The sequence below is a fragment of the Kitasatospora sp. NPDC056138 genome (genome assembly GCF_042264695.1).
Classification (GTDB): Bacteria; Actinomycetota; Actinomycetes; order Streptomycetales; family Streptomycetaceae; genus Kitasatospora.
In genome coordinates this window covers 255,571-281,304 of the sequence record NZ_JBHJVK010000001.1, presented here as the reverse complement: position 1 = coordinate 281,304, position 25,734 = coordinate 255,571, and the positions used below count along the sequence as shown (strand labels likewise).

At 71.2% G+C, this 25,734-nt stretch carries 18 protein-coding genes and 1 pseudogene; 16 read left to right on the top strand and 3 right to left on the bottom strand.

What is annotated here, in order from left to right; genetic code table 11:
- The first annotated feature begins 121 nt into the window (after positions 1-121).
- The 14 genes and pseudogenes from ACFC1R_RS01230 to ACFC1R_RS01165 form a co-directional block, all read left to right on the top strand.
- Positions 122-1,060, top strand: a complete 939-nt coding sequence (locus ACFC1R_RS01230) for a hypothetical protein (protein WP_375930729.1) — start codon at positions 122-124, stop codon at positions 1,058-1,060.
- A gap of 47 nt (positions 1,061-1,107) precedes the next feature.
- Complete coding sequence (locus ACFC1R_RS01225) at positions 1,108-1,935, top strand: hypothetical protein (RefSeq protein WP_375930726.1); 828 nt, start codon at positions 1,108-1,110, stop codon at positions 1,933-1,935.
- A gap of 344 nt (positions 1,936-2,279) precedes the next feature.
- Positions 2,280-2,843, top strand: a complete 564-nt coding sequence (gene rplJ / locus ACFC1R_RS01220; RefSeq protein WP_045304569.1) for a 50S ribosomal protein L10 — start codon at positions 2,280-2,282, stop codon at positions 2,841-2,843.
- A gap of 88 nt (positions 2,844-2,931) precedes the next feature.
- A complete protein-coding gene (gene rplL / locus ACFC1R_RS01215) occupies positions 2,932-3,315 on the top strand; it encodes a 50S ribosomal protein L7/L12 (protein WP_375930723.1) in 384 nt (127 codons plus the stop codon).
- A gap of 737 nt (positions 3,316-4,052) precedes the next feature.
- The gene (rpoB, locus tag ACFC1R_RS01210) at positions 4,053-7,529 is read left to right on the top strand and encodes a DNA-directed RNA polymerase subunit beta (protein WP_375930720.1); all 3,477 of its coding nucleotides are present in this window, start codon (positions 4,053-4,055) and stop codon (positions 7,527-7,529) included.
- A gap of 99 nt (positions 7,530-7,628) precedes the next feature.
- Positions 7,629-11,519 carry a DNA-directed RNA polymerase subunit beta' gene (locus ACFC1R_RS01205; protein ID WP_375930717.1) on the top strand — a complete coding sequence of 1,297 codons (3,891 nt, stop codon included), beginning with the start codon at positions 7,629-7,631 and terminating at the stop codon, positions 11,517-11,519.
- A 142-nt stretch (positions 11,520-11,661) separates the two neighbouring features.
- Positions 11,662-13,110, top strand: coding sequence for a WGR domain-containing protein (locus tag ACFC1R_RS01200; RefSeq protein ID WP_375930714.1), 1,449 nt, complete (start codon positions 11,662-11,664; stop codon positions 13,108-13,110).
- A 206-nt stretch (positions 13,111-13,316) separates the two neighbouring features.
- Positions 13,317-14,078 carry an NAD-dependent deacetylase gene (locus ACFC1R_RS01195; protein ID WP_375930711.1) on the top strand — a complete coding sequence of 254 codons (762 nt, stop codon included), beginning with the start codon at positions 13,317-13,319 and terminating at the stop codon, positions 14,076-14,078.
- A 165-nt stretch (positions 14,079-14,243) separates the two neighbouring features.
- Positions 14,244-14,939, top strand: a complete 696-nt coding sequence (locus tag ACFC1R_RS01190) for a DUF4097 family beta strand repeat-containing protein (protein ID WP_375930708.1) — start codon at positions 14,244-14,246, stop codon at positions 14,937-14,939.
- Positions 14,940-15,045: 106 nt separating this feature from the next.
- Positions 15,046-16,272 carry a sensor histidine kinase gene (locus ACFC1R_RS01185; protein WP_375930705.1) on the top strand — a complete coding sequence of 409 codons (1,227 nt, stop codon included), beginning with the start codon at positions 15,046-15,048 and terminating at the stop codon, positions 16,270-16,272.
- 112 nt (positions 16,273-16,384) lie between these two features.
- Positions 16,385-17,005, top strand: coding sequence for a response regulator (locus ACFC1R_RS01180; protein WP_375930909.1), 621 nt, complete (start codon positions 16,385-16,387; stop codon positions 17,003-17,005).
- A gap of 261 nt (positions 17,006-17,266) precedes the next feature.
- Positions 17,267-18,229: a GNAT family N-acetyltransferase gene (locus ACFC1R_RS01175; protein ID WP_375930702.1), complete on the top strand. Its 963-nt coding sequence runs from the start codon at positions 17,267-17,269 to the stop codon at positions 18,227-18,229.
- 259 nt (positions 18,230-18,488) lie between these two features.
- Positions 18,489-19,697 carry a cytochrome P450 gene (locus ACFC1R_RS01170; protein ID WP_375930699.1) on the top strand — a complete coding sequence of 403 codons (1,209 nt, stop codon included), beginning with the start codon at positions 18,489-18,491 and terminating at the stop codon, positions 19,695-19,697.
- Positions 19,643-20,113: pseudogene (locus ACFC1R_RS01165) on the top strand (ADP-ribosylglycohydrolase family protein); the annotation flags it as partial. The gene ACFC1R_RS01170 and the pseudogene ACFC1R_RS01165, both read left to right, overlap by 55 nt.
- 56 nt (positions 20,114-20,169) lie before the next feature.
- Here the strand turns inward: ACFC1R_RS01165 and ACFC1R_RS01160 are convergent.
- The 3 genes from ACFC1R_RS01160 to ACFC1R_RS01150 form a co-directional block, all read right to left on the bottom strand.
- Entirely contained in the window at positions 20,170-21,420 is a 1,251-nt protein-coding gene (locus tag ACFC1R_RS01160) for a DUF2786 domain-containing protein (protein ID WP_375930696.1), read from the bottom strand.
- A gap of 206 nt (positions 21,421-21,626) precedes the next feature.
- A complete protein-coding gene (locus ACFC1R_RS01155; RefSeq protein ID WP_375930693.1) occupies positions 21,627-23,240 on the bottom strand; it encodes a transporter in 1,614 nt (537 codons plus the stop codon).
- Entirely contained in the window at positions 23,237-24,088 is an 852-nt protein-coding gene (locus tag ACFC1R_RS01150) for an ABC transporter ATP-binding protein (protein WP_375930691.1), read from the bottom strand. The genes ACFC1R_RS01155 and ACFC1R_RS01150 overlap by 4 nt, the downstream gene beginning before the upstream one ends.
- A 230-nt stretch (positions 24,089-24,318) precedes the next feature.
- On the opposite strand from ACFC1R_RS01150, the gene ACFC1R_RS01145 reads away from it, so the two are divergent.
- Both ACFC1R_RS01145 and rpsL read left to right on the top strand, forming a co-directional pair.
- On the top strand, positions 24,319-24,972 hold the full coding sequence (locus tag ACFC1R_RS01145) for a DUF1707 and DUF4190 domain-containing protein (RefSeq protein WP_375930688.1): 654 nt from the start codon (positions 24,319-24,321) through the stop codon (positions 24,970-24,972).
- Between the two features lie 388 nt (positions 24,973-25,360).
- Complete coding sequence (rpsL, locus tag ACFC1R_RS01140) at positions 25,361-25,732, top strand: 30S ribosomal protein S12 (protein WP_014144289.1); 372 nt, start codon at positions 25,361-25,363, stop codon at positions 25,730-25,732.
- Positions 25,733-25,734 lie beyond the last annotated feature (2 nt).

The window sequence follows — 25,734 nt, the reverse complement described above, 5'->3', positions numbered from 1 at the left end:
CCGACGGGCCCGTACCCCTCCGGGGGTGCGGGCCCGTCGGCGTACCCCTTGTCCCGCTCTCGGGGGTATCGGTTAGAGTCCGACCCAATCCGATGAGCACGAGATATGAGGGGGGACCACTGTGCGCACCCTGCGCCTTGCCTCAGCCGTTGCCGCCACCGCGCTCCTGGTGGGCGGACTGACCGCCTGCAGCAGCTCCGGGAGCAGTGACGGCAAGGACGCCGCCGCTCCCGCCGGCGCGACGTCCCCGGGCACCGGGGGCCCGGGCACCGCGGCCCAGGGCGGTGGCGGCCCCTCGGCGAGCGCGGACGCCGGCGCCGCCGCGGGGGCGGTGAAGCCGGATCAGAACCAGGACCCGAAGGCCGCCCTGCTGGCCTCGGCCGCCGTGATGGAGAAGGCCAAGGGCGCCAAGCTGACCCGGACCACCGGGGACGGCGGCTCGGGCTCCTACGTCTGGCAGCCGGGTTCGGCCGCCCTCGACCTCTCGCTGAAGGAGAAGGGCACGGAGAGCAGGATGCTGGTCGTCGGCAGCGCGCTCTACACCGGCCTGGACGCCGAGACCGCCGCGCTGATGGACGGCAAGAAGTGGCTGAAGCTGGACCCGAAGTCGGCCGGGGGCGACGGCAAGGCCGGGGGTGCCGAGGACTACGGCTCGATCGCCGGCATGCTCGTGGCCCTCGACCCGGGTGCCCAGCTGGCGGCCAATGCCGGGGCGGGCAGGCTGAGCAGGGTCGGCGAGGAGAAGATCGACGGGGTGGACACCGTCCACTACCGCAGCGAGGCCCCGATCGACCAGGTGGCCAAGCTGCTGCCGATCGGCAAGGACCGGTTCGACCTGGTGTCCGGCCTGCTGAAGAAGGACGGCGACACCTCCACCGTCGACTTCTGGATCAACGGCAAGGGCGAGCTGGTCCAGCAGACCAACACCAACACGGGGGCCGGGCTGGGGGGCCCGCAGACCTTCAAGTACACCGAGATCGGCAGCACCCCGGCGGTCAAGGCGCCCGCCGACAGCGAGGTCATGGACTTCGCCGACATGCTGAAGAGTCCGGGCAACTGACCCGGTCCGACCGCGGGGTGCGGTCGAACGAGCGGAGGAGTACGGGGATGGCACTGGTACGGCGGGCGGTGATCACAGGGCTGGCCGCCGCCCTGCTGGCCGGGTGCGGCACCGGTACGGGCGGCGCGGGGAGCTCCCCGCCGCCCGCCCCGGCCGCCAGCCCGTCCGCCACGGCCACGCCGACCGATCGCTCGCCGCACGGCGTGCTGCTCTCCGCCAAGCTGCAGATGGACACCGCGCGCCGGGCCAGGTTCAGCTACCAGCTGGGTGCCCAGAGTGCGACCGGGATGCTCTTCTGGGCACCGAAGACCGTCCTGGTGCTCAACCGGCTCGGGGTCGCCGAACAGCTGATAGTGCTGGATACCACCGCGTACCTGGGCGGTGACCAGGCCGCCGCGGCCCGGCTGGGCGGCCGGCACTGGGAGAAGTTCACCACCGCCCCGGGCGCGGACGGCCGGCGGGAGATCCCGTACTCCGCCCTGGTGGACCGGCTCAGCCCGATGGTGGCGCTGACCGCGGCGGCGTCCGCCCCCGACCCGGTACTGGTGGGGGAGCAGAAGGACACCGAGGGAACGCTCAAGCACTACCGGGTGACCCTCTCCGCCGAGGCGTACGCCGCCGCGCAGACGCAGCTGAGCCCGGCCCGGCGGACGGCGCTCGGGGCGGCGCTGGGGCCCGGCCCGGTGGTGCTCGACCTGCTGCTGAACGACAAGGACCAGCTGACCGAGGTGCACCGGTCCGGCCCGGGCCCGTCGGGCGGGGCGAACGACACCGTCCGGTACAGCGAGTTCGGCGGCCCGCTCTCGGTGCAGGCCCCCGCCGACGAGGACACCGTGGACGTGGGCACGAAGGGCCTGCCGCCGCTGAATCCATAGCGGGTCATGGCGGGATCGGGCGGATTTGGTGGTTTTCCCGCTGGTCCAGTACGGTGGTGTCTGCCAAAGACCGCTGGCTGTTGCTCTACTTCCGCAAGGAGGCCGGGCAGCCGAAGGATCTGCGACTCGTCGCAGACGGCCCGCGCAGGAGTTTATGGAGCTTGGACTTCCGGTCCGTACGGTTCGCCGTGCGACCGTCGAGGTCTCTACTGGGCCCCGTGCGACTGCGCACTGGGGCTCTCACTGTTTCTGCAGGGCTTCCTTCTCGCCAGCCGGTCCGAGGCGTTGGATGGTCGACTTCGCGGTCGGCCCGACTTCGACATCACGGAAGGAGGCGTAAGCCTATGGCAAGGCCCGACAAGGCTGCTGCCGTCGCCGAGGTCACGGACATGTTCCGTGCTTCGAACGCGGCCGTGCTGACCGAGTACCGCGGTCTGACGGTGAAGCAGATGAAGAATCTGCGTCGCTCGCTGGGTGACAACGCCCAGTACGCCGTGGTGAAGAACACGCTGACCAAGATCGCGGCCAATGAGGCCGGGATCTCCGAGCTGGACGACCTGTTCGCGGGTCCGACGGCTGTCGCCTTCGTCACCGGTGACCCGGTGGAGTCGGCGAAGGCTCTGCGTGACTTCGCCAAGGAGAACCCCGCTCTGATCATCAAGGGCGGTGTCCTTGACGGCAAGGCGCTGTCCGCCGATGACATCAAGAAGCTCGCGGACCTCGAGTCCCGCGAGGTGCTGCTCGCCAAGCTGGCGGGTGCCCTGAAGGCCAAGCAGTCCCAGGCTGCCGCGCTCTTCCAGGCCCTGCCGTCGAAGCTCGTCCGCACCGTGGACGCGCTGCGCGACAAGGTCGAGCAGGGCGGTGCCGGTACGCCGGCTCCCGCCGCCGAGGACGAGGCCGCCGAGTAATTCGGCAGGCTCACGCCTCGCTGCGGGCCCGTGCCCGCCCAACCCGTACATACGGCACCACCTGCCGATTTAGTGGAAGGACGCCATCATGGCGAAGCTGACCCAGGACGAGCTGCTCGCGCAGTTCGAGGAGCTCACCCTCATCGAGCTCGCCGCCTTCGTGAAGGCCTTCGAGGAGAAGTTCGACGTCACCGCTGCCGCCCCGGTCGCCGTGGCCGGCATTGCCGCCCCGGGCGCCCAGGCCGAGGCCGTCGAGGAGCAGGACGAGTTCGACGTCATCCTCGAGTCCGCTGGTGACAAGAAGATCCAGGTCATCAAGGAGGTGCGCGCCCTGACCTCCCTCGGCCTGAAGGAGGCCAAGGACCTCGTTGACGGCACCCCGGCCACCCTCCTGGAGAAGGTTGCCAAGGACGCTGCCGAGAAGGCCAAGGCCCAGCTCGAGGGCGCTGGCGCCAAGGTCACCGTCAAGTGACTCCTCGCCCCCTCTGAGGGGGCGTACGGGCCGGGCCGGCCACCCTTCGGGGTGGCCGGCCCGGCCTGTTTCGTACCCGCGTCCGTCCTGACGGGGTCGGGCCCGGTCGGCTGTGCACTCGGCCACTGTCGGCGGGGACCGGTATGGTGATCGCTGTCGTCACGGACGGCCCCACCACGGGTTCTGTAACGCCCGGGGGGTGCCGGACGATGAGCAGACCGAGGTCCACGCTCTGGCGCGGGCCTTGACGAACGGCACCGGGCGCGCGATTCTCAAGGCGCGCGCCCAGCGTGGAGTGCACGCTCCAAGTCGGAGCGGCCCTGGATGCATATTCAGTGGCCCCGACGGGAAGTGACTGCATGTGAGGTGCGGTGGCCCGGCGTAGTCCGGGCCAAGGTTGTGCGAGGCAGGCGCCGCCCTGCGGCACGGCTCCCCCGTGGGGCCGAGCCGGTTGGGTGGCTACCGGAGGGAGCGTCCGATTCGGTCTCCGAATCAGGGCTTGTCAGCAGTGTGCCTTTTGGCTACACTGTCCCTTTGCGCTGCCTGTTAGCTGCTCCGTGACTCGTCGCCCGGAGTCTGCGTTGCCCTGAAGGGGTCTGGCACCGCCTCCGCAAAGCGGCTCTGACCTGGGATTTCCTTCCCGGCTGAGACCCACGGCGACGGAGGTGGCTCCAAGCCTTTGCAGGCCCGGCTGGTACGCGCGTAGTGAGCTCCGAGCCCTCGGAAGGACCCCCCTCTTGGCCGCCTCGCGCAACGCCTCGAACAATTCCGCCGCATCCACCGCCCCGCTTCGCGTTTCGTTCGCGAAGATCAAGGAGCCCCTTGAGGTCCCGAACCTCCTGGCCCTGCAGACCGAGAGCTTTGACTGGCTGCTCGGCAACGCGGCCTGGAAGTCTCGGGTCGAGGCGGCCCTGGAGAGTGGTCAGGACGTCCCCACCAAGTCCGGTCTGGAGGAGATCTTCGAAGAGATCTCGCCGATCGAGGACTTCAGCGGGTCGATGTCGCTGACCTTCCGCGACCACCGTTTCGAGCCGCCGAAGAACTCCATTGACGAGTGCAAGGACCGCGACTTCACGTACGCGGCTCCGCTCTTCGTCACGGCCGAGTTCACCAACAACGAGACCGGTGAGATCAAGTCTCAGACGGTCTTCATGGGCGACTTCCCGCTCATGACCCACAAGGGCACGTTCGTGATCAACGGCACCGAGCGCGTCGTCGTGTCGCAGCTGGTCCGTTCCCCCGGCGTGTACTTCGACTCCACCCTGGACAAGGTGTCCGACAAGGACATCTACTCCTGCAAGGTCATCCCCTCGCGTGGTGCCTGGCTGGAGATGGAGATCGACAAGCGCGACATGGTCGGTGTCCGCATCGACCGCAAGCGCAAGCAGTCGGTCACCGTGCTGCTCAAGGCCCTCGGCTGGACCAACGAGATGATTCTCGAGGAGTTCGGCGAGTACGAGTCGATGCGCGCCACCCTGGAGAAGGACCACACCCAGGGCCAGGACGACGCACTCCTCGACATCTACCGCAAGCTGCGCCCGGGCGAGCCGCCCACGCGTGAGGCCGCGCAGACGCTGCTCGAGAACCTCTACTTCAACCCGAAGCGCTACGACCTCGCCAAGGTCGGCCGCTACAAGGTCAACCGGAAGCTGGGCAACGCCGAGTCCCTGGACTCCGGCGTGCTCACCGAGCCCGACATCATCGGTGCGATCAAGTACCTGGTGAAGCTGCACGCGGGTGAGACCGAGTGGAGCGACGGCGAGGGCCGCGACATCGTGGTCGAGGTCGACGACATCGACCACTTCGGCAACCGTCGCCTGCGCAACGTCGGCGAGCTGATCCAGAACCAGGTCCGTACGGGTCTCGCCCGTATGGAGCGCGTCGTGCGCGAGCGCATGACCACCCAGGACGTCGAGGCGATCACGCCGCAGACCCTGATCAACATCCGGCCGGTCGTCGCCTCCATCAAGGAGTTCTTCGGCACCAGCCAGCTGTCGCAGTTCATGGACCAGACGAACCCGCTGTCGGGCCTGACCCACAAGCGTCGTCTGTCCGCCCTCGGCCCCGGTGGTCTCTCCCGTGAGCGCGCCGGCTTCGAGGTCCGTGACGTGCACCCCTCGCACTACGGCCGCATGTGTCCGATCGAGACCCCGGAAGGCCCGAACATCGGTCTGATCGGGTCGCTGGCCTCGTACGGCCGGGTCAACGCCTTCGGCTTCATCGAGACCCCGTACCGCAAGGTCATCGACGGTGTGGTCACCGAGCAGGTCGACTACCTCACCGCCGACGAGGAGGACCGCTACGTCATCGCGCAGGCCAACGCCCCGCTGACCGCGGAGCTGACCTTCGCCGAGCCGCGTGTCCTGGTCCGCCGCCGTGGCGGCGAGATCGACTACATCCCCGGCACCGAGATCGACTACATGGACGTCTCGCCGCGCCAGATGGTGTCGGTCGCGACCGCCATGATCCCGTTCCTCGAGCACGACGACGCCAACCGCGCACTCATGGGCTCGAACATGATGCGCCAGGCGGTGCCGCTGCTGAAGAGCGAGGCTCCGCTGGTCGGTACCGGCATGGAGTACCGCTGTGCGGTCGACGCCGCCGACGTGATCACGGCCGAGAAGCCGGGCGTGGTCCAGGAGGTCTCCGCCGACTACGTCACGGTGGCCAACGACGACGGCACCTACACCACGTACCGCGCCGCCAAGTTCACCCGCTCCAACCAGGGCACCTCCTTCAACCAGAAGGTGCTCGTGGACGAGGGCTCCCGTGTGGAGGCCGGCCAGGTCCTGGCCGACGGCCCCTGCACGGACGAGGGCGAGATGGCGCTCGGCAAGAACCTCCTCGTGGCGTTCATGTCGTGGGAGGGCCACAACTACGAGGACGCGATCATCCTGTCGCAGCGCCTCGTGCAGGACGACGTCCTCTCCTCGATCCACATCGAGGAGCACGAGGTCGACGCCCGTGACACCAAGCTGGGCCCCGAGGAGATCACCCGGGACATCCCGAACGTCTCCGAGGAGGTCCTCGCCGACCTCGACGAGCGCGGCATCATCCGGATCGGTGCGGACGTCGTCACCGGCGACATCCTGGTCGGCAAGGTCACCCCGAAGGGTGAGACCGAGCTGACCCCCGAGGAGCGCCTGCTCCGCGCGATCTTCGGTGAGAAGGCCCGTGAGGTCCGCGACACCTCGCTGAAGGTGCCGCACGGTGAGTCCGGCAAGGTCATCGGCGTCCGCGTCTTCGACCGCGAAGAGGGCGACGAGCTGCCCCCGGGCGTGAACCAGCTGGTCCGCGTCTACGTGGCCCAGAAGCGCAAGATCACCAACGGTGACAAGCTCGCCGGCCGCCACGGCAACAAGGGTGTCATCTCCAAGATCCTCCCCGTCGAGGACATGCCGTTCCTCGAGGACGGCACCCCGGTCGACATCATCCTCAACCCGCTGGGTGTCCCGTCCCGAATGAACCCGGGACAGGTCCTGGAGATCCACCTCGGGTGGCTCGCCAAGCAGGGCTGGGACGTCTCCGGCCTCGCCGACGAGTGGGCCAAGCGCCTGCAGGCGATCGGCGCCGACCAGGTCACCGGTGGCACCAACCTCGCCACCCCGGTCTTCGACGGCGCCCGCGAGGACGAGATCACCGGCCTGCTGGACAACACCACCCTCACCCGTGACGGTGAGCGCCTGGTGAACTCCACCGGTAAGGCCCGGCTGTTCGACGGCCGCTCCGGCGAGCCGTTCCCGATGCCGATCTCGGTCGGCTACATGTACATCCTCAAGCTGCACCACCTGGTCGACGACAAGCTGCACGCCCGTTCGACCGGCCCGTACTCGATGATCACCCAGCAGCCGCTCGGTGGTAAGGCGCAGTTCGGTGGTCAGCGCTTCGGTGAGATGGAGGTGTGGGCCCTGGAGGCGTACGGCGCTGCGTACGCACTGCAGGAGCTGCTCACCATCAAGTCCGACGACGTCCTCGGCCGAGTCAAGGTCTACGAGGCCATCGTCAAGGGCGAGAACATCCCCGAGCCCGGCATTCCCGAGTCCTTCAAGGTCCTCATCAAGGAAATGCAGTCGCTCTGCCTCAACGTGGAGGTGCTGTCCTCGGACGGCCAGTCCATCGAGATGCGGGACTCCGACGAAGACGTGTTCCGCGCTGCCGAGGAGCTCGGCATCGACCTGTCCCGGCGCGAGCCGAGCAGCGTCGAAGAGGTCTGACGGAGGTTGGGCCGGCCTGGAGGAACCCAGGCCGGCCCGCCCCCAGGCCCCCTCAGACCACAGATAAACCTCGACTTACGAAAGAGGGCTTGACGACCAGTGCTTGACGTCAACTTCTTCGACGAGCTCCGTATTGGCCTGGCCACGGCCGACGACATCCGCCAGTGGTCGCACGGCGAGGTCAAGAAGCCGGAGACCATCAACTACCGCACCCTGAAGCCGGAAAAGGACGGGCTCTTCTGCGAGAAGATCTTCGGCCCCACCCGGGACTGGGAGTGCTACTGCGGTAAGTACAAGCGCGTCCGCTTCAAGGGCATCATCTGCGAGCGCTGCGGCGTCGAGGTCACCCGCGCCAAGGTGCGCCGTGAGCGGATGGGCCACATCGAGCTGGCCGCCCCGGTCACCCACATCTGGTACTTCAAGGGTGTCCCGTCCCGTCTCGGCTACCTGCTGGACCTGGCGCCGAAGGACCTCGAGAAGGTCATCTACTTCGCCGCCTACATGATCACCTGGGTGGACGACGAGCGTCGCCAGCGCGACCTCCCGTCCCTGGAGGCGCACGTCTCGGTCGAGCGCCAGCAGATCGAGAACCGTCGCGACTCCGACCTGGAGAACCGCGCGAAGAAGGCCGAGTCCGACCTCGCCGAGCTGGAGGCCGAGGGCGCCAAGGCCGACGTCCGCCGCAAGGTGCGTGAGGGCGCCGAGCGCGAGATGAAGCAGCTGCGTGACCGTGCGCAGCGCGAGATCGACCGCCTCGACGAGGTCTGGGCCCGCTTCAAGAACCTCAAGGTCCAGGACCTGGAGGGCGACGAGCTGCTCTACCGCGAGCTGCGCGACCGCTTCGGCACCTACTTCTCCGGCTCGATGGGTGCCGCGGCCCTCAAGGACCGCCTGGAGACCTTCGACCTGGCGGAGGAGGCCGAGCGCCTCCGCGAGATCATCCGCACCGGCAAGGGCCAGAAGAAGACCCGTGCGCTCAAGCGCCTCAAGGTCGTCTCCGCCTTCCTGCAGACCAGCAACAAGCCCAACGGCATGGTGCTGGACTGCGTCCCGGTCATCCCGCCGGACCTGCGTCCGATGGTGCAGCTGGACGGTGGCCGCTTCGCGACCTCCGACCTGAACGACCTGTACCGCCGCGTGATCAACCGCAACAACCGCCTGAAGCGCCTGCTCGACCTCGGTGCCCCCGAGATCATCGTGAACAACGAGAAGCGCATGCTCCAGGAGGCCGTCGACGCGCTCTTCGACAACGGCCGTCGTGGTCGCCCGGTCACGGGCCCCGGCAACCGTCCGCTGAAGTCGCTGTCCGACATGCTCAAGGGCAAGCAGGGTCGTTTCCGTCAGAACCTGCTCGGCAAGCGAGTCGACTACTCGGCCCGTTCGGTCATCGTCGTCGGCCCGCAGCTGAAGCTGCACCAGTGCGGTCTGCCCAAGGCCATGGCGCTGGAGCTCTTCAAGCCGTTCGTGATGAAGCGCCTGGTGGACCTGAACCACGCGCAGAACATCAAGTCGGCCAAGCGCATGGTCGAGCGTGCCCGCCCGGTCGTGTGGGACGTCCTCGAAGAGGTCATCGCCGAGCACCCGGTTCTGCTGAACCGTGCGCCCACCCTGCACCGCCTCGGCATCCAGGCCTTCGAGCCGCAGCTGGTCGAGGGCAAGGCCATCCAGATCCACCCGCTCGTCTGCACCGCGTTCAACGCGGACTTCGACGGTGACCAGATGGCCGTCCACCTGCCGCTGTCGGCAGAGGCGCAGGCCGAGGCCCGCATCCTGATGCTGTCCTCGAACAACATCCTGAAGCCGGCCGACGGTCGCCCCGTCACCATGCCGACCCAGGACATGGTGCTGGGCCTGTTCTTCCTCACCTCGGACCGCGAGAACGTGAAGGGCGCCGGCCGCTCCTTCTCGTCGACCGCCGAGGCGATCATGGCCTTCGACGCCCGCGACCTGGACGTCCAGGCCCCGATCGACCTGCGTCTGCCGGTCGGTACCGTGCCGCCGCGCGGCTGGAGCGCCCCGGTCGACGAGGAGGGCCAGTCCACCTGGTTTGAGGGCGAGTCGTTCCGGCTCACCACGACCCTGGGCCGTGCGCTCTTCAACGAGCTGCTGCCCGAGGACTACCCCTTCGTCGACTACGAGGTCGGCAAGAAGCAGCTGTCGGCCATCGTCAACGACCTGGCCGAGCGCTACCCCAAGGTCGTCGTCGCCGCGACGCTGGACAACCTGAAGGCGGCCGGCTTCCACTGGTCGACCCGTTCCGGTGTCACCGTCTCGATCTCGGACGTCGTCGTCCCGCCGAGCAAGCCCCAGATCCTCGAGGGCTACGAGGCGCAGGCGGAGAAGGTCCAGCGGCAGTACGAGCGCGGTCTGATCACCAACGAGGAGCGCAAGAGCGAGCTCATCGGCATCTGGACCCGGGCGACCAACGAGGTCGCCGAGGCCATGAACGCGAACTTCCCGAAGACGAACCCCATCTTCATGATGGTCGACTCGGGTGCTCGTGGAAACATGATGCAGATGCGTCAGATCGCCGGTATGCGTGGTCTGGTGTCCAACGCGAAGAACGAGACCATCCCGCGACCCATCAAGGCGTCGTTCCGTGAGGGTCTCTCCGTGCTGGAGTACTTCATCTCCACCCACGGTGCCCGTAAGGGTCTCGCGGACACCGCTCTGCGTACCGCCGACTCCGGCTACCTCACCCGTCGTCTGGTCGACGTCTCCCAGGACGTCATCATCCGCGAGGAGGACTGCGGCACCGAGCGCGGCCTGAAGCTGTCGATCGGTTCCGTCGTGGACGGCGTGCTGCGCAAGGCCGACGACGTCGAGACCAGCGTCTACGCCCGGATGCTCGCCGAGGACATCACGGTGGACGGCAAGCTCCTCGCCACCGCCAACACCGACCTCGGTGACGTCCTGATCGACGAGCTGATCCGCCACGGCGTCGGCGACGTCAAGGTCCGCTCGATCCTGACCTGTGAGTCGGCCGTGGGTACCTGTGCCCACTGCTACGGCCGCTCGCTGGCCACCGGCAAGCTGGTCGACATCGGTGAGGCGGTCGGCATCATCGCCGCCCAGTCCATCGGTGAGCCCGGTACCCAGCTGACCATGCGTACCTTCCACACCGGTGGTGTGGCCGGTGACGACATCACCCAGGGTCTGCCGCGTGTCGTCGAGCTCTTCGAGGCCCGTACCCCCAAGGGTGTGGCCCCGATCTCGGAGGCGCAGGGTCGCGCCCGCATCGAGGACACCGAGAAGACCCGCAAGATCGTCATCACCCCGGACGACGGCACCGACGAGATCGCCTACCCGGTCTCCAAGCGTGTCAAGCTCCTGGTGAGCGAGGGCGAGGCGGTCGAGGTCGGCCAGAAGCTGACCGTCGGTGCCACCAACCCGCACGACGTCCTGCGCATCATGGGCCAGCGTGCCGTCCAGGTCCACCTGGTGGCCGAGGTCCAGAAGGTCTACAACTCGCAGGGTGTGTCGATCCACGACAAGCACATCGAGATCATCATCCGGCAGATGCTCCGCCGCGTGACGATCATCGAGTCGGGCGACGCCGAGCTGCTTCCGGGCGAGCTCGTCGAGCGCGGCCGCTTCGAGCAGGAGAACCGTCGCGTGGTCTCCGAGGGCGGTCACCCCGCCTCCGGCCGTCCGCAGCTGATGGGTATCACCAAGGCCTCGCTGGCCACCGAGTCCTGGCTGTCGGCCGCCTCCTTCCAGGAGACGACCCGGGTCCTCACCGACGCGGCGATCCACGCCAAGTCGGACCCGCTGCTGGGCCTCAAGGAGAACGTCATCCTCGGTAAGCTCATCCCGGCCGGTACGGGTCTGCCCCGCTACCGCAACATCCGGGTGGAGCCGACCGAGGAGGCCAAGGCCGCCATGTACTCGGCCGTCGGCTACGACGACTACGACATGTCGCCCTTCGGCGCCGGCTCCGGCCAGGCGGTCCCGCTGGACGACTACGACTACGGCCCGTACACCGGCTGACAGTCGTTCGCACGACGCCGCAGGGCGGCCACCCCACCCGGGGTGGCCGCCCTGCGGCGTTTCGCCCGGCCTGAGGGGATGTCAGTGGCGCCGTCTAGGTTGGGCCCATCAGTCCTCCTGGCTGGCCGAGAGGGGTCGTCCGATGTCCACTGCTGCCGTTCCTGCCGAGCAGGTCACCTACCTGGAGCTGTCCGAGGAGGGCGGTGGCGCGCACAAGTTCTACGAGGTGCGGCTGGCCGGAGCCGAGGTGACCGTGACGTACGGGCGGATCGGGGAGGGCGGGCAGGCGAGGACCACCTCGTACCCGACGGCGGAGAAGGCCGTCGCGGCGGTCTCCAGGAAGGTGGGGGAGAAGGTCAGGAAGGGGTACGCGCCGGCGGTCCGGGGGGTGCGGCAGCGCCGGGCGGTGACGCGTCGGGCGATGGCCAGCAGCGGGTCGACGGCGCGTCAGGCGCCGCTGGTGTGGCGGTTCCGGTCGGGGGCGGCGGCGTTCGGGGTGTTCGTGGGGGAGGAGCACGCCTGGGTGGGGAACGAGGCGGGGGACGTCTACACGCTGACGCACGACGGGGTGGTCACCGGCCGGTACGGCCTGCCGGACGGGGTGAAGTGCATCGTCGCCGACGACTGGTGGATCTACGCGGGCTGCGACAACGGCAAGGTGTACGACCTGGGCGGGAAGGTGCCCCGGGTGGCGTACGAGATCGCCGAGGACGTGGACATCTACTGGCTGGACATCCACGACGGGGTGCTGGGGGTGGCCGACGAGCGCGGCGGGCTCACCACCGTCGACCACGAGGACGAGTTCCAGTGGCGGCGCAAGGCCGAGGGCCGCGAGGGCTGGATGGTGCGCTGCGACCGGGAGGGCGTCTACCACGGGCACACCCGCGGGGTGTCCCGGTACGCGGCGCGCGGCGGCGAGCCGGTGTGGCACACCCGGACGGAGGGCGAGGTGCTCTTCGGCTGGCAGGAGCGGGAGGAGGTCTTCGCGGGGACGTCGCGCGGCTGGGTGCACCGGCTGCGCAAGGCGGACGGCGGGGAGGTCGCCCGCTACCGCTGCGATGCGGCGGTGTTCTCCTGCGCCGCGTCCCCCGACGGCCGTTACGTCTTCGCCGGGGACAACCACTCCTCGGTCTACTGCTTCGCGGCGGACGGGACTCGGCTGTGGAAGCTGGGCACGGGCTGCGGCTCGGCCTACAGCATGCAGTACCGCGACGGACGGCTGTACCTGGTGACCACGGACGGTTCGCTGGCCTGCCTGGACGCGAGCGAGCAGGCGGTCCGCGCGGCACAGGACGGGACACTGCCGCGGACGGCCGAGGTGGACGCGGCCGGCTGGGAGGCGGTGGCCCCGGGGGCCCGGCTGGAGACGGTGACGGCGGCCCGGGCCGGTGCGGGCGTCGAGGTCGAGTGCGTGCAGGACGGCGGCCGGACGCGGGTGAGGGTGGTGTCGGCCGGCTACGACCCGTCCTGGCGGGTGCAGTTCCCGAAGGACGTCCGGGTGCCGGGCGCGCGGTACCTGGTGGCCGAGGTGCTGGAGTCGGGCTCGGGCGGTTTCTACCGGGCGCGGGGTGAGATCAAGCGCCTGCTGTGATCCGGCCCCCGGGAGACGCAAGGGGAGGGACCACCGGACGCGGAGGAGGGGGCCGCGGGCGGTGAACGGGAGGGTGGCCTCCCGGGGGCGACGTGGGGTGGGGGCGGCGGTCGGCGCTGGTCGGCGCCGGGTTCCGGTGGGTGTCGGCGGGGGAGCGCCCGGTTTTTCGGTGGCGCAGGGTGGAGGACGGCCCGTACGGTCCGGGCATGACTGGCGAGCGGCCGCTGATCGCGGTGTTGACGGGGGCGGGGATCTCCACCGATTCGGGGATTCCGGACTACCGGGGGCCCAAGGGGCTGTGGCAACGGGACCCGAAGGCGCAGGAGTTGGTGACGGTCGGGCCGTACCTGGCTGATCCCGAGGTGCGGCGCCGCTCCTGGTTGATGCGACGGGACGTCGGCGCGGTGGCGGCGGAGCCGAACGCGGGGCATCTGGCGCTGGTGGAACTGGAGCGCAGCGGGCTGCCGTTGCGGGTGCTGACGCAGAACGTGGACGGGCTGCACCAGCGTTCGGGGCTGCCGGAGCGGAAGGTGCTGGAGCTGCACGGGACGGCGCAGCAGGTGCAGTGCGTCCGCTGCCGGGAGCGCAGCCCGATGGCTCGGGCGCTGGACCGGGTGGCGGCGGGCGAGCCGGATCCGGCGTGTGCGGCGTGCGGGGGTGTGCTCAAGCCGTGCACGGTGATGTTCGGTGAGGCACTGGACCCGGTGGTGCTGGACCGGGCCGAGGCGATCGCCAAGGCGTGCGAGTTGTTCGTGGCGGTCGGGACGCTGTTGCAGGTGTACCCGGCGGCCGCCCTGCCGCAGGTGGCGTTGGACGCCGGTGCCCGGCTGGTGATCGTGAACGGTGAGCCCACGCCGTACGACCCGGTGGCGCACGAGGTGATCCGGGAGCCGATCTCGGTCGCGCTGCCCGCACTGGTGCGGCGGATCGTCGCGGGGCAGCCGGTGGGAGAGCCTGCGGCTGGGTGAGCGGGGCCGGGTGAGCGCGGCTCGTGCGGGGGAGGGAGGTACTCCCCCGCACGGGGGAGGGAGACGGACCGCTCGGTCGGGGGATCCGGGATGAGGGGGTGGTCGGGCAGTCTTTCGGTGTCGGGTCGCAGAGGCCGGTCCGGCCGGCCGAACAGGAGAACTGCCATGAACCGGATGACCTTCCGCGTACTGACCTACGCCGCCATCACCGCTGCCGTCGTGGGCGGGATGTCCTCCTGCTTCGCGTTCCAGGACGACCGGACCAGGACCGTGGGCTACGGCGTCCCGGAGGCCGTGCGGACCTTGGTGATCGAGGGCGGCACCGGAGACATCCGGGTGGTCGGCGGCGGCACCGGGGTCCAGGTGACGGAGCGCCAGACGTACCGCTCCACCCCGCCCGCCACCACGCACAGCACCGTCGGCGACACGCTCACCCTCGGCTACACCTGCCCGGACGGCGACTGCGGCGTCGGGTACGAGGTGGAGGTCCCGGCGGGCACCGAGGTACGGGTGAAGGACGGCACCGGTGACGTCCACCTGTCCGGGCTCAGCGGCCGGGTCGAGGCGAAGAGCGGTACGGGCAGCATCGAGGCCAAGCGGATGAGCGGTACCGAGGTCAGCCTGAGCACCAGCACCGGCGACGTCTCGGCCGTCTTCACCGCCCGGCCCGAGACGCTCGCGGCGACCTCGAGCACCGGCAGCATCACCGTGAAGGTGCCCGACCAGGACCAGGACCCGTACGCCGTCGCCGCGAAGACGGACACCGGGAAAACCACCGTGACGGTCGGTCAGCGGGCGGGCGCCAAGCACCGCATCACGGCGCAGACCGACACCGGTGATGTGACGGTCACCGGTGTCTGAGCACCCCGCCGGGGCCGGCGGTCGGCTCCCGGCGCCCCTCGGCCGCGCGCCCGGCCCGGCGTTACGGCAGGATCATCCCCCGGAGCACGGCGGGGGAGGAACGGACGTGGAGCGGATATCGCGTGCGCAGGCACGGATCATCGCGCTGGGGCAGCGGTGGGAGGGGCGGTTCGGCGGCGTCGATCCGCGGGTGACGGACATCGGGCTGACGGTGTTCTCGGCCCTGATCTCGGCCTGGGCGGTGTTCTTCGACAACCAGGGCTGGTCCTGGTGGGTCTACCTGCTGGCGGTCTCCACCGCCTTCCCGCTGCCCTGGCGGCGGAGGTTCCCGTGCAGCGTGTTCCTGCTCGGCGGGCTGCCGGCGCTGGCGCTGTCCTACGCCGCGCACTCGGCGCAGCCGCAGGTCTCGATCGCCGGGGTGGTCACGATGTACACCCTGGCCGACCGCGGCCGGGACTGGCAGCGCTGGCCGCTGCTGGTGATCACCGTGGTCGCCAACATCCTCGGCACCCACTCGCCGAACGGCATGCTGTTCAGCCTGATCATGACGGTCGGCAGCTTCACCTTCGGCGCACTGGTGCGCGACTGGCGCAGGCTCGCCCGGACGGAGGCCGAACGGGCCCACCAGCTGGGCCTCCGGGCCGCGAGCGAGGCGGCCCGCGCGGTGGCCGAGGAGCGCAGCCGGATCGCCCGGGAGATGCACGACATCCTGGCGCACGCGGTCTCGCTGATGGTCATTCAGGCGGAGGCCGGTCCGCTGGTGGTGCACAAGGACCCGGACCGGGCGATCCGGGCCTTCGACACCATCGCCGACTCCGGCCGCGACGCGATGGTGCAGCTGCGCCGGGTCCTCGGGGTGCTCAAGGAGGAGGGCGCGAGCCCCGAACTGGCCCCGCAACCCAGGCTGGCCGAACTGCCGGCCGTGGTCGGACGGGTGCGGCAGGCGGGCATCCGGGTGGAGCTGGAGCTGGCCGAGCCCGCGCGCACGATGCCGGCGGACGTCGAGGCGGCGGCCTACCGGATCGTCCAGGAGGCACTGACCAATGTCGTCAAGCACTCCGGGGCGGACAGCGCGGCGGTCCGGATCGTCCGGGTCGGGCGGACGCTGGAGATCGAGGTCCGTGACAACGGCGCCGGGGCGAAGGACGCCGGGCGCACCGGCGGCGCCGAGGGCGGGCGGAGCACGGCGCCCGGCTGGTCGGGCGGGCGCGGGCTGGTCGGTATCCGCGAGCGTGCGGCGGCCTGCGGCGGCAGGGCGAGCGCCGGTCCGGGGCCACAGGGCCGGGGCTTCCTGGTCACCGCGCAGCTGCCGCTGGACGCGGCCGTACTGTGAGCGGCGGCCGGCGTACGGTACGACCGGCCGGGAGAGGGGAGCCGTGGTGAGCAGGGACGCGATACGAGTGGTGGTCGCCGACGACCAGGAGCTGGTGCGGGCCGGGTTCGGGATGATCCTGGACGCCCAGCCGGACATCGAGGTGGTCGCCGAGGCGGCGGACGGCGCGCAGGCCGTCGAGGCGGTCCGGGAGCACCGCCCGGACGTGCTGCTGCTGGACGTCCGGATGCCCGTCATGGACGGCCTGGAGGCGGCCCGCCGGGTCTGCGGCGAGTTCCCCGACACCAAGGTGATCATGCTGACCACCTTCGACATCGACGACTACGTCTACGACGCCCTCTACGCCGGGGCCAGCGGCTTCCTGCTCAAGGACGTCCGCCGGGACGACCTCGCGCACGGTGTCCGGATGGTGGCCTCCGGCGAGGCGCTGCTGGCGCCCTCGGTGACGCGTCGGCTGATCGGCGAGTTCGCCGCCCGCAGGCCCTCGGGGCCGGCCGCGGTGCTGCGCGCGCCCGCGAAGCTGCTCGACCGGCTGACCATCCGTGAGCAGGAGACCCTGCGGCTGCTCGCCCGGGGCCTGTCCAACGCCGAGATCGCGGCCGAGCTGGTGGTCAGCGAGCACACCGTGAAGACGCACGTCAGCAATGTGCTGAGCAAGCTTCAACTGCGCGACCGGGTGCACGCGGTGGTCTTCGCGTACGAGGCGGGAGCGGTGGTCGCGGGAGAGGCGTAGCCGGGCGGAAATCCGGTTGTCCGGTCGAGCGGCGGGGTCTAGCCTGACGACCGCTGATCTCGCGATCACGCGGGTGCCCCGGACGGGGTGCCCGGTCCGGTACGGCCACCGACCGTGGTCCGCGCAGAAGGGAGGCCCGTGGTGTTCACCCCGAACCCGGCGCTTCCGATCGCCCCGTCCACCGCCGTCCGGCTCGCCCGGCTGCGGTAGGCCCACGCCGATCAGGTCGCGCCTCCGGCTTTCCCCGCCTCGGAGGCAACCGTGATTTTCCGTTCCACCGTCGAGTCCGACCTCGGCCGCTCCCTTCCGCTCCTCGTCGCCGACCCGGCCTGTGCCACGATGACGGCGGACGACTACACCCGGAAACTCGCCGGCCGCGAGTACCGCCCCGAATGGACCTGGATCGCCGAGGAGGGCCCCGACGGCCCGCCGCTCGCGCTCGCCGTCTGGTGGGGCGCCCCGGAGCACTCCGAGCCCGGCGCCCTGGACGGCTTCTTCGTCCACGAGTCGGTGGGGTCCGCCGTGGACCGCATCGGCCTGGCCGCCGACCTGCTCACCGCCGCGCACGCCGGGTACGCCGGGGCGGGGGTGGCCGAGGCGCCGGAGTACCACGTCTTCCTGCCCGGCGACTGGCGCGACCGGCCCGCCGTGGCGGCCGCCCTGACCTGGCGCCGGGAGGCCGCCCGGCTGGCCGGGCTCTCCACCGCCCTGGAGCGGCTGCGCTACGAGTGGACGCCGCAGGACGGCCTGCCGGAGCCCTCGGGGCGCCTGCGGTTCCGTGCCGAGCCCGACGACGAGGTCTTCGTCGGCATCCTCCGCCGGGTGCTGGAGGGCACCCTCGACTCGGGCTCCCGGAAGGGGGCCGAGCAGATCGGCGCCGAGCGGCAGGCCCGCGCGGACGTCGCGTTCTACCGGGACCGGATGTCCGGCGAGCGGTCCTGGTGGCGCCTCGCCGAGACCCCGGACGGCGAGGTGGTCGGCTTCGGCCTCCCCTCGCACAACCCCGCCTTCCCCGTGGTCGGCTACCTCGGGGTGCTGCCGGAGCAGCGGGGCCGCGGGTACGTGGACGAGATCCTCGCCGAGATCACCCGGATCCTCGCGGTCGAGGCCGGCGCCGAACGGATCCGCGCCGACACCGACCTGGCGAACGTGCCGATGGCGGCGGCCTTCGAGCGCGGCGGCTACCGCAACTTCGCCCGCCGCCTGGTCCTTTCGGCGGGCTGAACCAGCGGCTGCGGCGGCCGGCCGGCGGCCCCCGAGGCGCGGTCCGCCGAACCGGGCTCCGCGCCACGGGGGTTGCCGGTGCGGTGCGTGCTCCGGTGCGGCCGTGCTCGCCGCCGCCGGTGCTGCTCGGCCGCGCCGCCCGGCGAGCCCGTCGCTTGTCCGTACGGCCCGTACGGACAGGCAACGGGCAGGCGGTGCCCGCCCGTTCCGGGCTGCCGCCGGTCCGACTACCATGGCCACCCGACCAGCAGGAGTGATCATGGATGCTCAGTTCGACCCCTGGTCCGCCGAGTTCGTGGCGCACCCCTACGAGGCGTACGCGGCGCTGCGCGAGCAGGCACCGGTCAGTTACTACGAGCCGAGCGGCCAGTGGCTGGTCTCCCGGTACGAGGACGTCAGCGCCCTGCTCCGGGACCGCCGCCTCGGCCGCACCTACACCCACCGCCACACCCACGAGGAGTTCGGCCGTCCGGCGCCCGACCCCGCGCACGAGCCGTTCCACACGCTGAACGAGCACGGGCTGCTCGACCTGGAGGCCCCCGACCACACCCGGATCCGGCGGCTGGTCTCCAAGGCGTTCACCCCGCGGATGGTGGAGTCGCTGCGGCCCACCGTGACCCGGCTCGCGGACGAACTGGTCGGCGGACTGCTGGCGGACGGCGGCGGCGACCTGATCGCCCGGGTCGCCGAACCGCTGCCGGTCGCGGTGATCGCCGAGATGCTGGGTGTGCCCGAGGGCGACCGGGGCCTGCTGCGTCCCTGGTCCGCCGACATCACCGGGATGTTCGAGCTCAACCCGTCGGCGGAGGCGGCGGCGCGGGCCGTGCGGGCGAGCGTCGAGTTCTCGACGTACCTGCGCGGGCTGATCGCCGAGCGGCGGGCCGCACCGGGCGACGACCTGATCAGCGCACTGGTCCAGGTCGCCGACGGTTCGGACGCGCTGAGCGAGCAGGAGATGGTCTCGACCTGTGTCCTGCTGCTCAACGCCGGGCACGAGGCCACCGTCAACACCACCGGGAACGGCTGGTGGGCGCTCTTCCGCAACCCCGGCGAACTCGCCCGGCTGCGCGGTGCGGTGGACGAACTGCTGCCCACCGCCGTCGAGGAGCTGATGCGCTACGACACCCCGCTGCAGATGTTCGAACGCTGGGTGCTGGAGGACGTCGAGATCGCCGGGGTGCGCGTCCCGCGCGGCGCCGAGGTCGCCCTGCTGTTCGGCTCCGCCAACCGCGACCCGGCCCGCTTCACCGACCCCGACCGCCTCGACCTGGGCCGCAGCGACAATCCGCACATCACCTTCGGTGCCGGAATTCACTTCTGTCTCGGTGCCTCGCTCGCCAGACTGGAGCTCACCGAGTCCTACGGCGCGCTGCTGCGCCGGGCCCCCGGACTGCGGCTGGTCCGCGAGCCGCAGTGGCGGCCCGGGTACGTCATCCGGGGCCTGCGGGAACTGATCGTCGAGGTCTGAGGGGGCAGTCGACGGGCAGGGCGACCGGAGCGCTGCCGGGCCTGGCGATCGGCGACGGGCTCGGCCACCGGACCGAGTTCGAGGAGACCGAGCACATCGCGGCCTGGTGCCCGAGCTGGCGTGAACTCCCGCTGTCCGAGCCCGCGTTGGTCACCGACGACACCCGGATGACGCAGGCCCCGGCCCGGGGCCTGCGGACCGCACCGGCCGCCGGCCCGCTCGAACCGTCGGGGCTGGAGCCACCGGTCCGGGCGGAGTTCGTCGCCCGGTACCGCCCGGAGGAGAACGACCGCGCCCCGGGCCGGACCTGCCTCACGGCCTGCCGGCGCCTCGGCGAGCCCCCGCTGCGCCGGCAGCAGGCCGGCGAGGTCGGCTCCAAGCGCCGCGGTGCCGACAACATGCGGGTCGCCCCGGTCGGGTCGGTCCCGGAGCCCCGCGCCGCACGGGCTCCCGCTCCGGGGCGCACCGGCGCTCAGGAGCGGATGGCGCCCGCCCGGCCGTGCAGGGAGGCCCGGTCGGCGGCGGCCCGGCCGGCCGCCCAGCCCTCGCCGTCGCTGACCCGCACCCGCTGGGCGGTCAGCTTCGGGAACATCCGGCCGACCGCGCCGTCCACCGCCTCCTCGCGGGCGGCGAGCGCGGGCAGCAGCCGCTCGTCGGGGACCAGCTGCTCGGAGCTGCCGTCCTCGCGCAGGTGCCGCCCTGCGGCGGCGTCACTGGTGGCCTGCTCGGTGGCGGCCGCCAGCCGCTCCCGGATCCGGGCGGCGTACGCCACCAGGAACGACTGCCGGAAGGACTTCGTCCGGGAGGCGCCGTCCAGGTGCTGACGGCTGCCCGCGCGGTTCATCGCGGACGTCGCCTGGACCAGCAGCGAGGTGTAGAGCAGCTCGACCGCGTCCAGGTCCGGGTCGAAGCCGACGATGGTGCAGAAGCCGAACTCCTTCGCCCACACCACCCGGCAGCGGTTCGCCGCCGCGACGGCGTCCAGCAGCATCGTCTTCGGGCCCTCGTACGGGTTGTCCACTCCGATCCGCAGCGCCGCCGGGGCGTCCGCGGCCGGCCGGGCGGCCGCCAGCAGCGCCTCGTCGATGCTGTGCTGGGCCATCAGCTGCTGGGCCTTCGCGGTCAGCGCCTCGGCCTCCTCCGGGTACTCCGTGGACTCCGCCTTCGCCAGTAGCGCCCGGATCCGCGACAGCATCCTCGGCTCGCCCTGCACCGGGCCGCTCGGCCGCTGCGGTGCGGCCCCGGGAACGGGTCCGACCGGCGCGATCGGCGGCAGGTGGCTCCAGGCCCGCAGCAGCTCCAGGGCGGTGGTGGCCAGGGCGAAGCGGTCCAGGCGGTGGCGGTGCGCGAAGCCCGGCAGGTAGCCCTCGTCGCCCTCCCACCACACCTCGGCGGACAGCTCACGCAGCTGCTCCTGCCAGCGGCGGTCCAGGGTGGCGGCGGGGTGCCGGCGCCCCTCGGCGGCGATCAGGTCGACCGCCAGCGCCTGGTGCACCGGACCGAGCCGGCGCCGGACCACCCGGGCCAGATCCGCCGGGCGCCAGCCGCCGGCCCAGGCGCGCGCGACCGTACGCTCCGCGAAGGCCAGCACCGCCCGGCTCACCTCGGGCCACCGGTCGGCCGAGGCCGCCAGCAGCGAGGCCCCGGTGTCCAGCGCCAGGTCGAGCCCCTCTGCGGGCGCCCCGATCACCTGGTGCGCCGCCTGCTCCACCAGTCCGTCCATACCGGGACCCCGTTCGCCCTTGTGCCTGCCCACGGTGTCCCGCCTCCGCCTAGTCCGAACCTCCGGTCCATGATGCCGGACCTCCCCGGTCGGCCGACGACACCGGCCCGGCCGCCCGGCTGGCTCCTCGGTCGCCGCAGCCCGGTCGCGACGCCCTCGTCGGCACCCGGGGGACCCCTGCCGTCGCCCGGCCCCGTGGGCCGGCCTCAGCGTTCGACGGCCGTGCCGAGGATCTCCGGGAGGCGGCGGAGGAGGCGGGGAGTGGCGATGCGCAGGCCGATGGCGGCGAGGGCGGCGCCGTAGGCGGGGCCGATCGCCAGCACGGTCCAGCTCGGGCCGTGCGAGACCAGCAGCCAGGCGAGCAGGCCGCTGAGCGGCAGGTTCAGCAGGAGGACGCCGACCATCGAGCCGAACCCGTTGAGCAGGACCAGCCCGCCCTGCCCCGGTGCGGCGTTGCGCATCGGGTTGCTGTCCGCGGGCATGGCGTACGGCGCGAGGACGCTCAGGACCGCGCCGAGGCCGATGCCCGTGCCCAGGAGGGCGAAGGTGACGCCGAGGGCGGGGGCGAGGTTTGCCCAGTCGTTGTTGGCGGCGGCCAGCCCGACCCCGACGACGAGCGAGACCGGGACCGCGTACGAGAGCACGGCGCAGGCGCGCCCGAGCAGTTCGGCCCGGGCGTCGGCGCGGGTGCTCAGGGTGGCGGCGACCATCCAGAACGCGGAGCCGTCCATGCCGAAGAGGTTGACCATCTGCAGTCCGAGCATCACTCCGGCGATGGCCACCACGTAGACCGAGGCCCAGCCCTGCACCACGGACAGGACGCAGAACACCAGGGTCATGCCGATGCCAGTGAAGACGGCCGCCTTGGCCCGGGGTTCACGCCAGGCGTACCGCAGGTGACGCTGCATCACCGCACCGGTCCGGCCCCCGGGCAGCAGCCCGGCGCCGCGTGGGCGGCCGACGCTCCTGACGGTGATCTGGGTGGAGGCGTCAGCGGTCACCATCAGCTGCTGGAGGCTGCCGCGCCACCAGCGCAGCAGCAGGAACAGCAGGCCGCCGGTGAGCGCGAGCTGCAGCACGGCGGCGGCGTACGAGCCGTCCCCGGCCGAGCGGACGGCGTCGACCGAACTGATCGGCGGCACCCAGCGGAGCACCGCGGCGAAGGGCCGCAGCGGTGTGAGGTCGAGCGCGCCGTGCTCGCCGGGACGGCCGAAGACGCTCTGCGAGGCGATGTTCCCGAGCTGGACCAGCAGCGCGAAGAGCAGTCCGCCGAGCACGGCGAAGTCCTTGCCGCGACGGCTGGAGAGCAGCCGGGCGTTCCCGGCCGCGACCGCCCGGGACAGCGCGACGAAGGCCACCACCGTCAGCGGTACGCCCACCAGGGCCGCCGGGAGCGACGCCGCGCCGCCGGACGCGGCCACCGCGGCACCGGTCAGCAGCACCAGTGCCAGCAGTGGTCCCGGGCCGATCAGCGAGGCCAGCAGGGTGCCGCGGAGCAGCGGTTTTGGGCGCAGCGGCAGCATGGTGAGCCGGGTCGGGTCGGAGCTCTCGTCGGTGCTGAACAGGAAGAGCGGCAGGGCGGCCCAGCCGATGGCGAGTCCGGTGGTGAGCATCACGGCGGCGTCGCCGGCCCCCTGGCGGCCGTGCAGCAGGGACAGGGCGAATGCCATCACGAGGGCGAAGCCGAGCCCGAGCACCGTGCCGAGGACGAACACGGCCTTGCGCCGGGGGCTGCGCCTGAGCCCGTTGGCGAGCAGCCGGAGCCTGAGCGAGACGATGGCCCGGACGACCACCCTGTCCTCAGGGACGGCGGGGTTCATCGCTCGGTCCCGTCCACCGCAGCGCCGTCCACCGCAGCGCCGTCGGGCGCCGCCGCGCCGAGCCAGCCGAGGGCCCGGCCGTCGTCCTCTCGGACCCCGATCAGCTCCAGGAAGACCGTGTGCAGCGAGCGTTCACCGCGCACCGAGTCCAGCGGGCCCTGGGCTATCACCTTGCCGGCGTTCATCACGGCGACCCAGTCGCAGAGCTGCTCGACCAGCTCCATCACGTGGCTGGAGAACACGACGGTCGAGCCGGCCGCCGCGTACCGCCTGAGGACGCCCCGGATGGTCTGGGCGGAGACCGGGTCGACGCCCTCGAAGGGCTCGTCCAGGAACAGCACGTCCGGGTTGTGCAGCAGCGCGGCGGCGAGGCCGATCTTCTTGCGCATACCGGTGGAGTAGTCGGCGACCAGTTTGTCGGCGGAGGCGAGCAGGTCGAGCACGGTGAGGAGTTCCTCGGCCCGGCGGTCGACCTCGGCGCCGGGCAGTCCGCGCAGCCGACCGCTGTACTGGAGCAGTTCGCGCCCGCTCAGCCGCTCGAACATCCGCAGGCCCTCGGGCAGGATGCCGATCCGCGCCTTGACCGCGACCGGGTCGGTCCAGACGTCCGCGCCGTGGATCAGAACGGTGCCGTGGTCGGGGCGGAGCAGGCCGGTGACCATCGAGAGGGTGGTGGTCTTGCCGGCGCCGTTGGGGCCGACCAGTCCGATGAAGGACCCGGCCGGGAGTTCGAGATCGAGGCCGGACACCGCCGCCTGTCGGCCGAAGGTCTTCCACAGGTCGCGGATGCTCACGGCGGAGGTGGACGCCGGACCGGCCGGCGCGGACTGGGGGGTGGACGCCTGCATTGCGGGGGTCTCCTGCGGTGCACGGGTACGTGTGTGCCGCCAGCCTCTCACTTCCGGGGTAACAGGCCCAGGGTGCCTGGGAATCGGGCGTTTCTGGGCTGAATGAGTGATATTTCGCCCTCGTCCTCGGCATTGGGCGCGCGGATCGGCAACTAGTACGCGGCCTGGTTCGTCCTGCTCAGTGACGAAGCGGTGCGCACCCGGCGCGCCGGGTGTCGGGAGGTGGCCTGGTGGCCGTGGAGCCGTGGGAGATGAAGCAGCCGTCCGACTCGCCCTTCGCCGGTAGCCGGCCGCCCGTCGGCCATCCGCCGGAGCACCGCCAGTCCTGGCCGCAGCCCCCGGCAGCCCAGCCTGCGGCCGCCCAGCCCGCGGTCTCCGCGCAGGCCGGGATGCGCGCCGCGCACACCGACCGCGAGCGCACGGTGGACGTGCTGAAAGCGGCATTCGCGGAGGGGCGGCTGGACACCGAGGAGTACGCGCAGCGCTTCGACGCGGCGAACCGGGCGAAGACGTACGGGGAGCTGAGCCGGCTGGTCGCCGACCTGCCGGCCGGGCCGTTCGTCGCGCCGCAGGGAGCCCCGGCGCCCGCGGTGCCGTCGACCTTCCTGCCCCCGCCGGTCTTCCTGGCCCCGCCGAAGCCGCGCACCAACCCGCTGGCGGTCACCTCGATGGTCCTGGGCCTGCTCACCATCCCGACCATGGGGGCGACCGGAGTCCCCGCCGTGGTGACCGGCCACGTCGCCAGGGCGCAGCTGCGCAGCCGGGACGAGCCGGGGGACGGGATGGCCACCGTCGGGCTGGTGCTCGGCTGGCTGTCGATCGCGGCCTGGGCGCTGATGATCCTCGCGATCCTGATCGCGGCGTCCGGCCCGGCCCCCGGCTGACCGGTCGGCGGCCTCCCGGTTCGCCGCCGTGGGCCATCTGTGGTAAGACGGCAGAGCCTCGGCTACGCCGTCCGGGTGTCCAGCCCCGTTCAGGGCTGAGCTGCGGCGTTGCATTTGTTTTGACCGGCGCCGATGCGCTAGGTACGCTCTGACCTTGTGCCTGGGGTGTCCCCGGGTCCTTGTGCGTGCATGCACACCGGCCGCCGCGCCACACCGGAGCGTCGCAAAACGCTCTGTACGCGCGAGCGCCGTCGCTGCACATCAGCATCATGGGATTCCGCGATTCCTCCATCAAAGAGGCTCAACACACCCGACCGCGTGGGTCGGCCAGTTGGGGTCACCGCAGGTTAGTTTGACGCAGCCTTGGCACACAGAAAACGGAGAAACGGTGCCTACGATCCAGCAGCTGGTCCGAAAGGGCCGGCAGGACAAGGTCGAGAAGAACAAGACTCCCGCACTGAAGGGTTCCCCTCAGCGTCGCGGTGTCTGCACGCGTGTGTACACGACCACCCCGAAGAAGCCGAACTCGGCGCTTCGTAAGGTCGCCCGTGTGCGCCTCACCAGCGGGATCGAGGTCACCGCTTACATCCCGGGCGAGGGCCACAACCTGCAGGAGCACTCCATCGTGCTGGTTCGCGGTGGACGTGTGAAGGACCTTCCTGGTGTCCGCTACAAGATCATCCGCGGCTCGCTCGACACCCAGGGTGTCAAGAACCGCAAGCAGGCTCGCAGCCGCTACGGCGCCAAGAAGGAGAAGTAAGA

Bases quoted from the DNA above. Each gene is read 5' to 3' on its own strand.
- ACFC1R_RS01225 (WP_375930726.1), top strand. From the start codon at position 1,108: ATGGCACTGGTACGGCGGGCGGTGATCACAGGGCTGGCCGCCGCCCTG.
- rplJ (WP_045304569.1), top strand. From the start codon at position 2,280: ATGGCAAGGCCCGACAAGGCTGCTGCCGTCGCCGAGGTCACGGACATG.
- rplL (WP_375930723.1), top strand. From the start codon at position 2,932: ATGGCGAAGCTGACCCAGGACGAGCTGCTCGCGCAGTTCGAGGAGCTC.
- ACFC1R_RS01200 (WP_375930714.1), top strand. From the start codon at position 11,662: ATGTCCACTGCTGCCGTTCCTGCCGAGCAGGTCACCTACCTGGAGCTG.
- ACFC1R_RS01195 (WP_375930711.1), top strand. From the start codon at position 13,317: ATGACTGGCGAGCGGCCGCTGATCGCGGTGTTGACGGGGGCGGGGATC.
- ACFC1R_RS01190 (WP_375930708.1), top strand. From the start codon at position 14,244: ATGAACCGGATGACCTTCCGCGTACTGACCTACGCCGCCATCACCGCT.
- ACFC1R_RS01180 (WP_375930909.1), top strand. From the start codon at position 16,385: ATGATCCTGGACGCCCAGCCGGACATCGAGGTGGTCGCCGAGGCGGCG.
- ACFC1R_RS01170 (WP_375930699.1), top strand. From the start codon at position 18,489: ATGGATGCTCAGTTCGACCCCTGGTCCGCCGAGTTCGTGGCGCACCCC.
- ACFC1R_RS01160 (WP_375930696.1), bottom strand. From the start codon at position 21,420: ATGGACGGACTGGTGGAGCAGGCGGCGCACCAGGTGATCGGGGCGCCC.
- ACFC1R_RS01155 (WP_375930693.1), bottom strand. From the start codon at position 23,240: ATGAACCCCGCCGTCCCTGAGGACAGGGTGGTCGTCCGGGCCATCGTC.
- ACFC1R_RS01150 (WP_375930691.1), bottom strand. From the start codon at position 24,088: ATGCAGGCGTCCACCCCCCAGTCCGCGCCGGCCGGTCCGGCGTCCACC.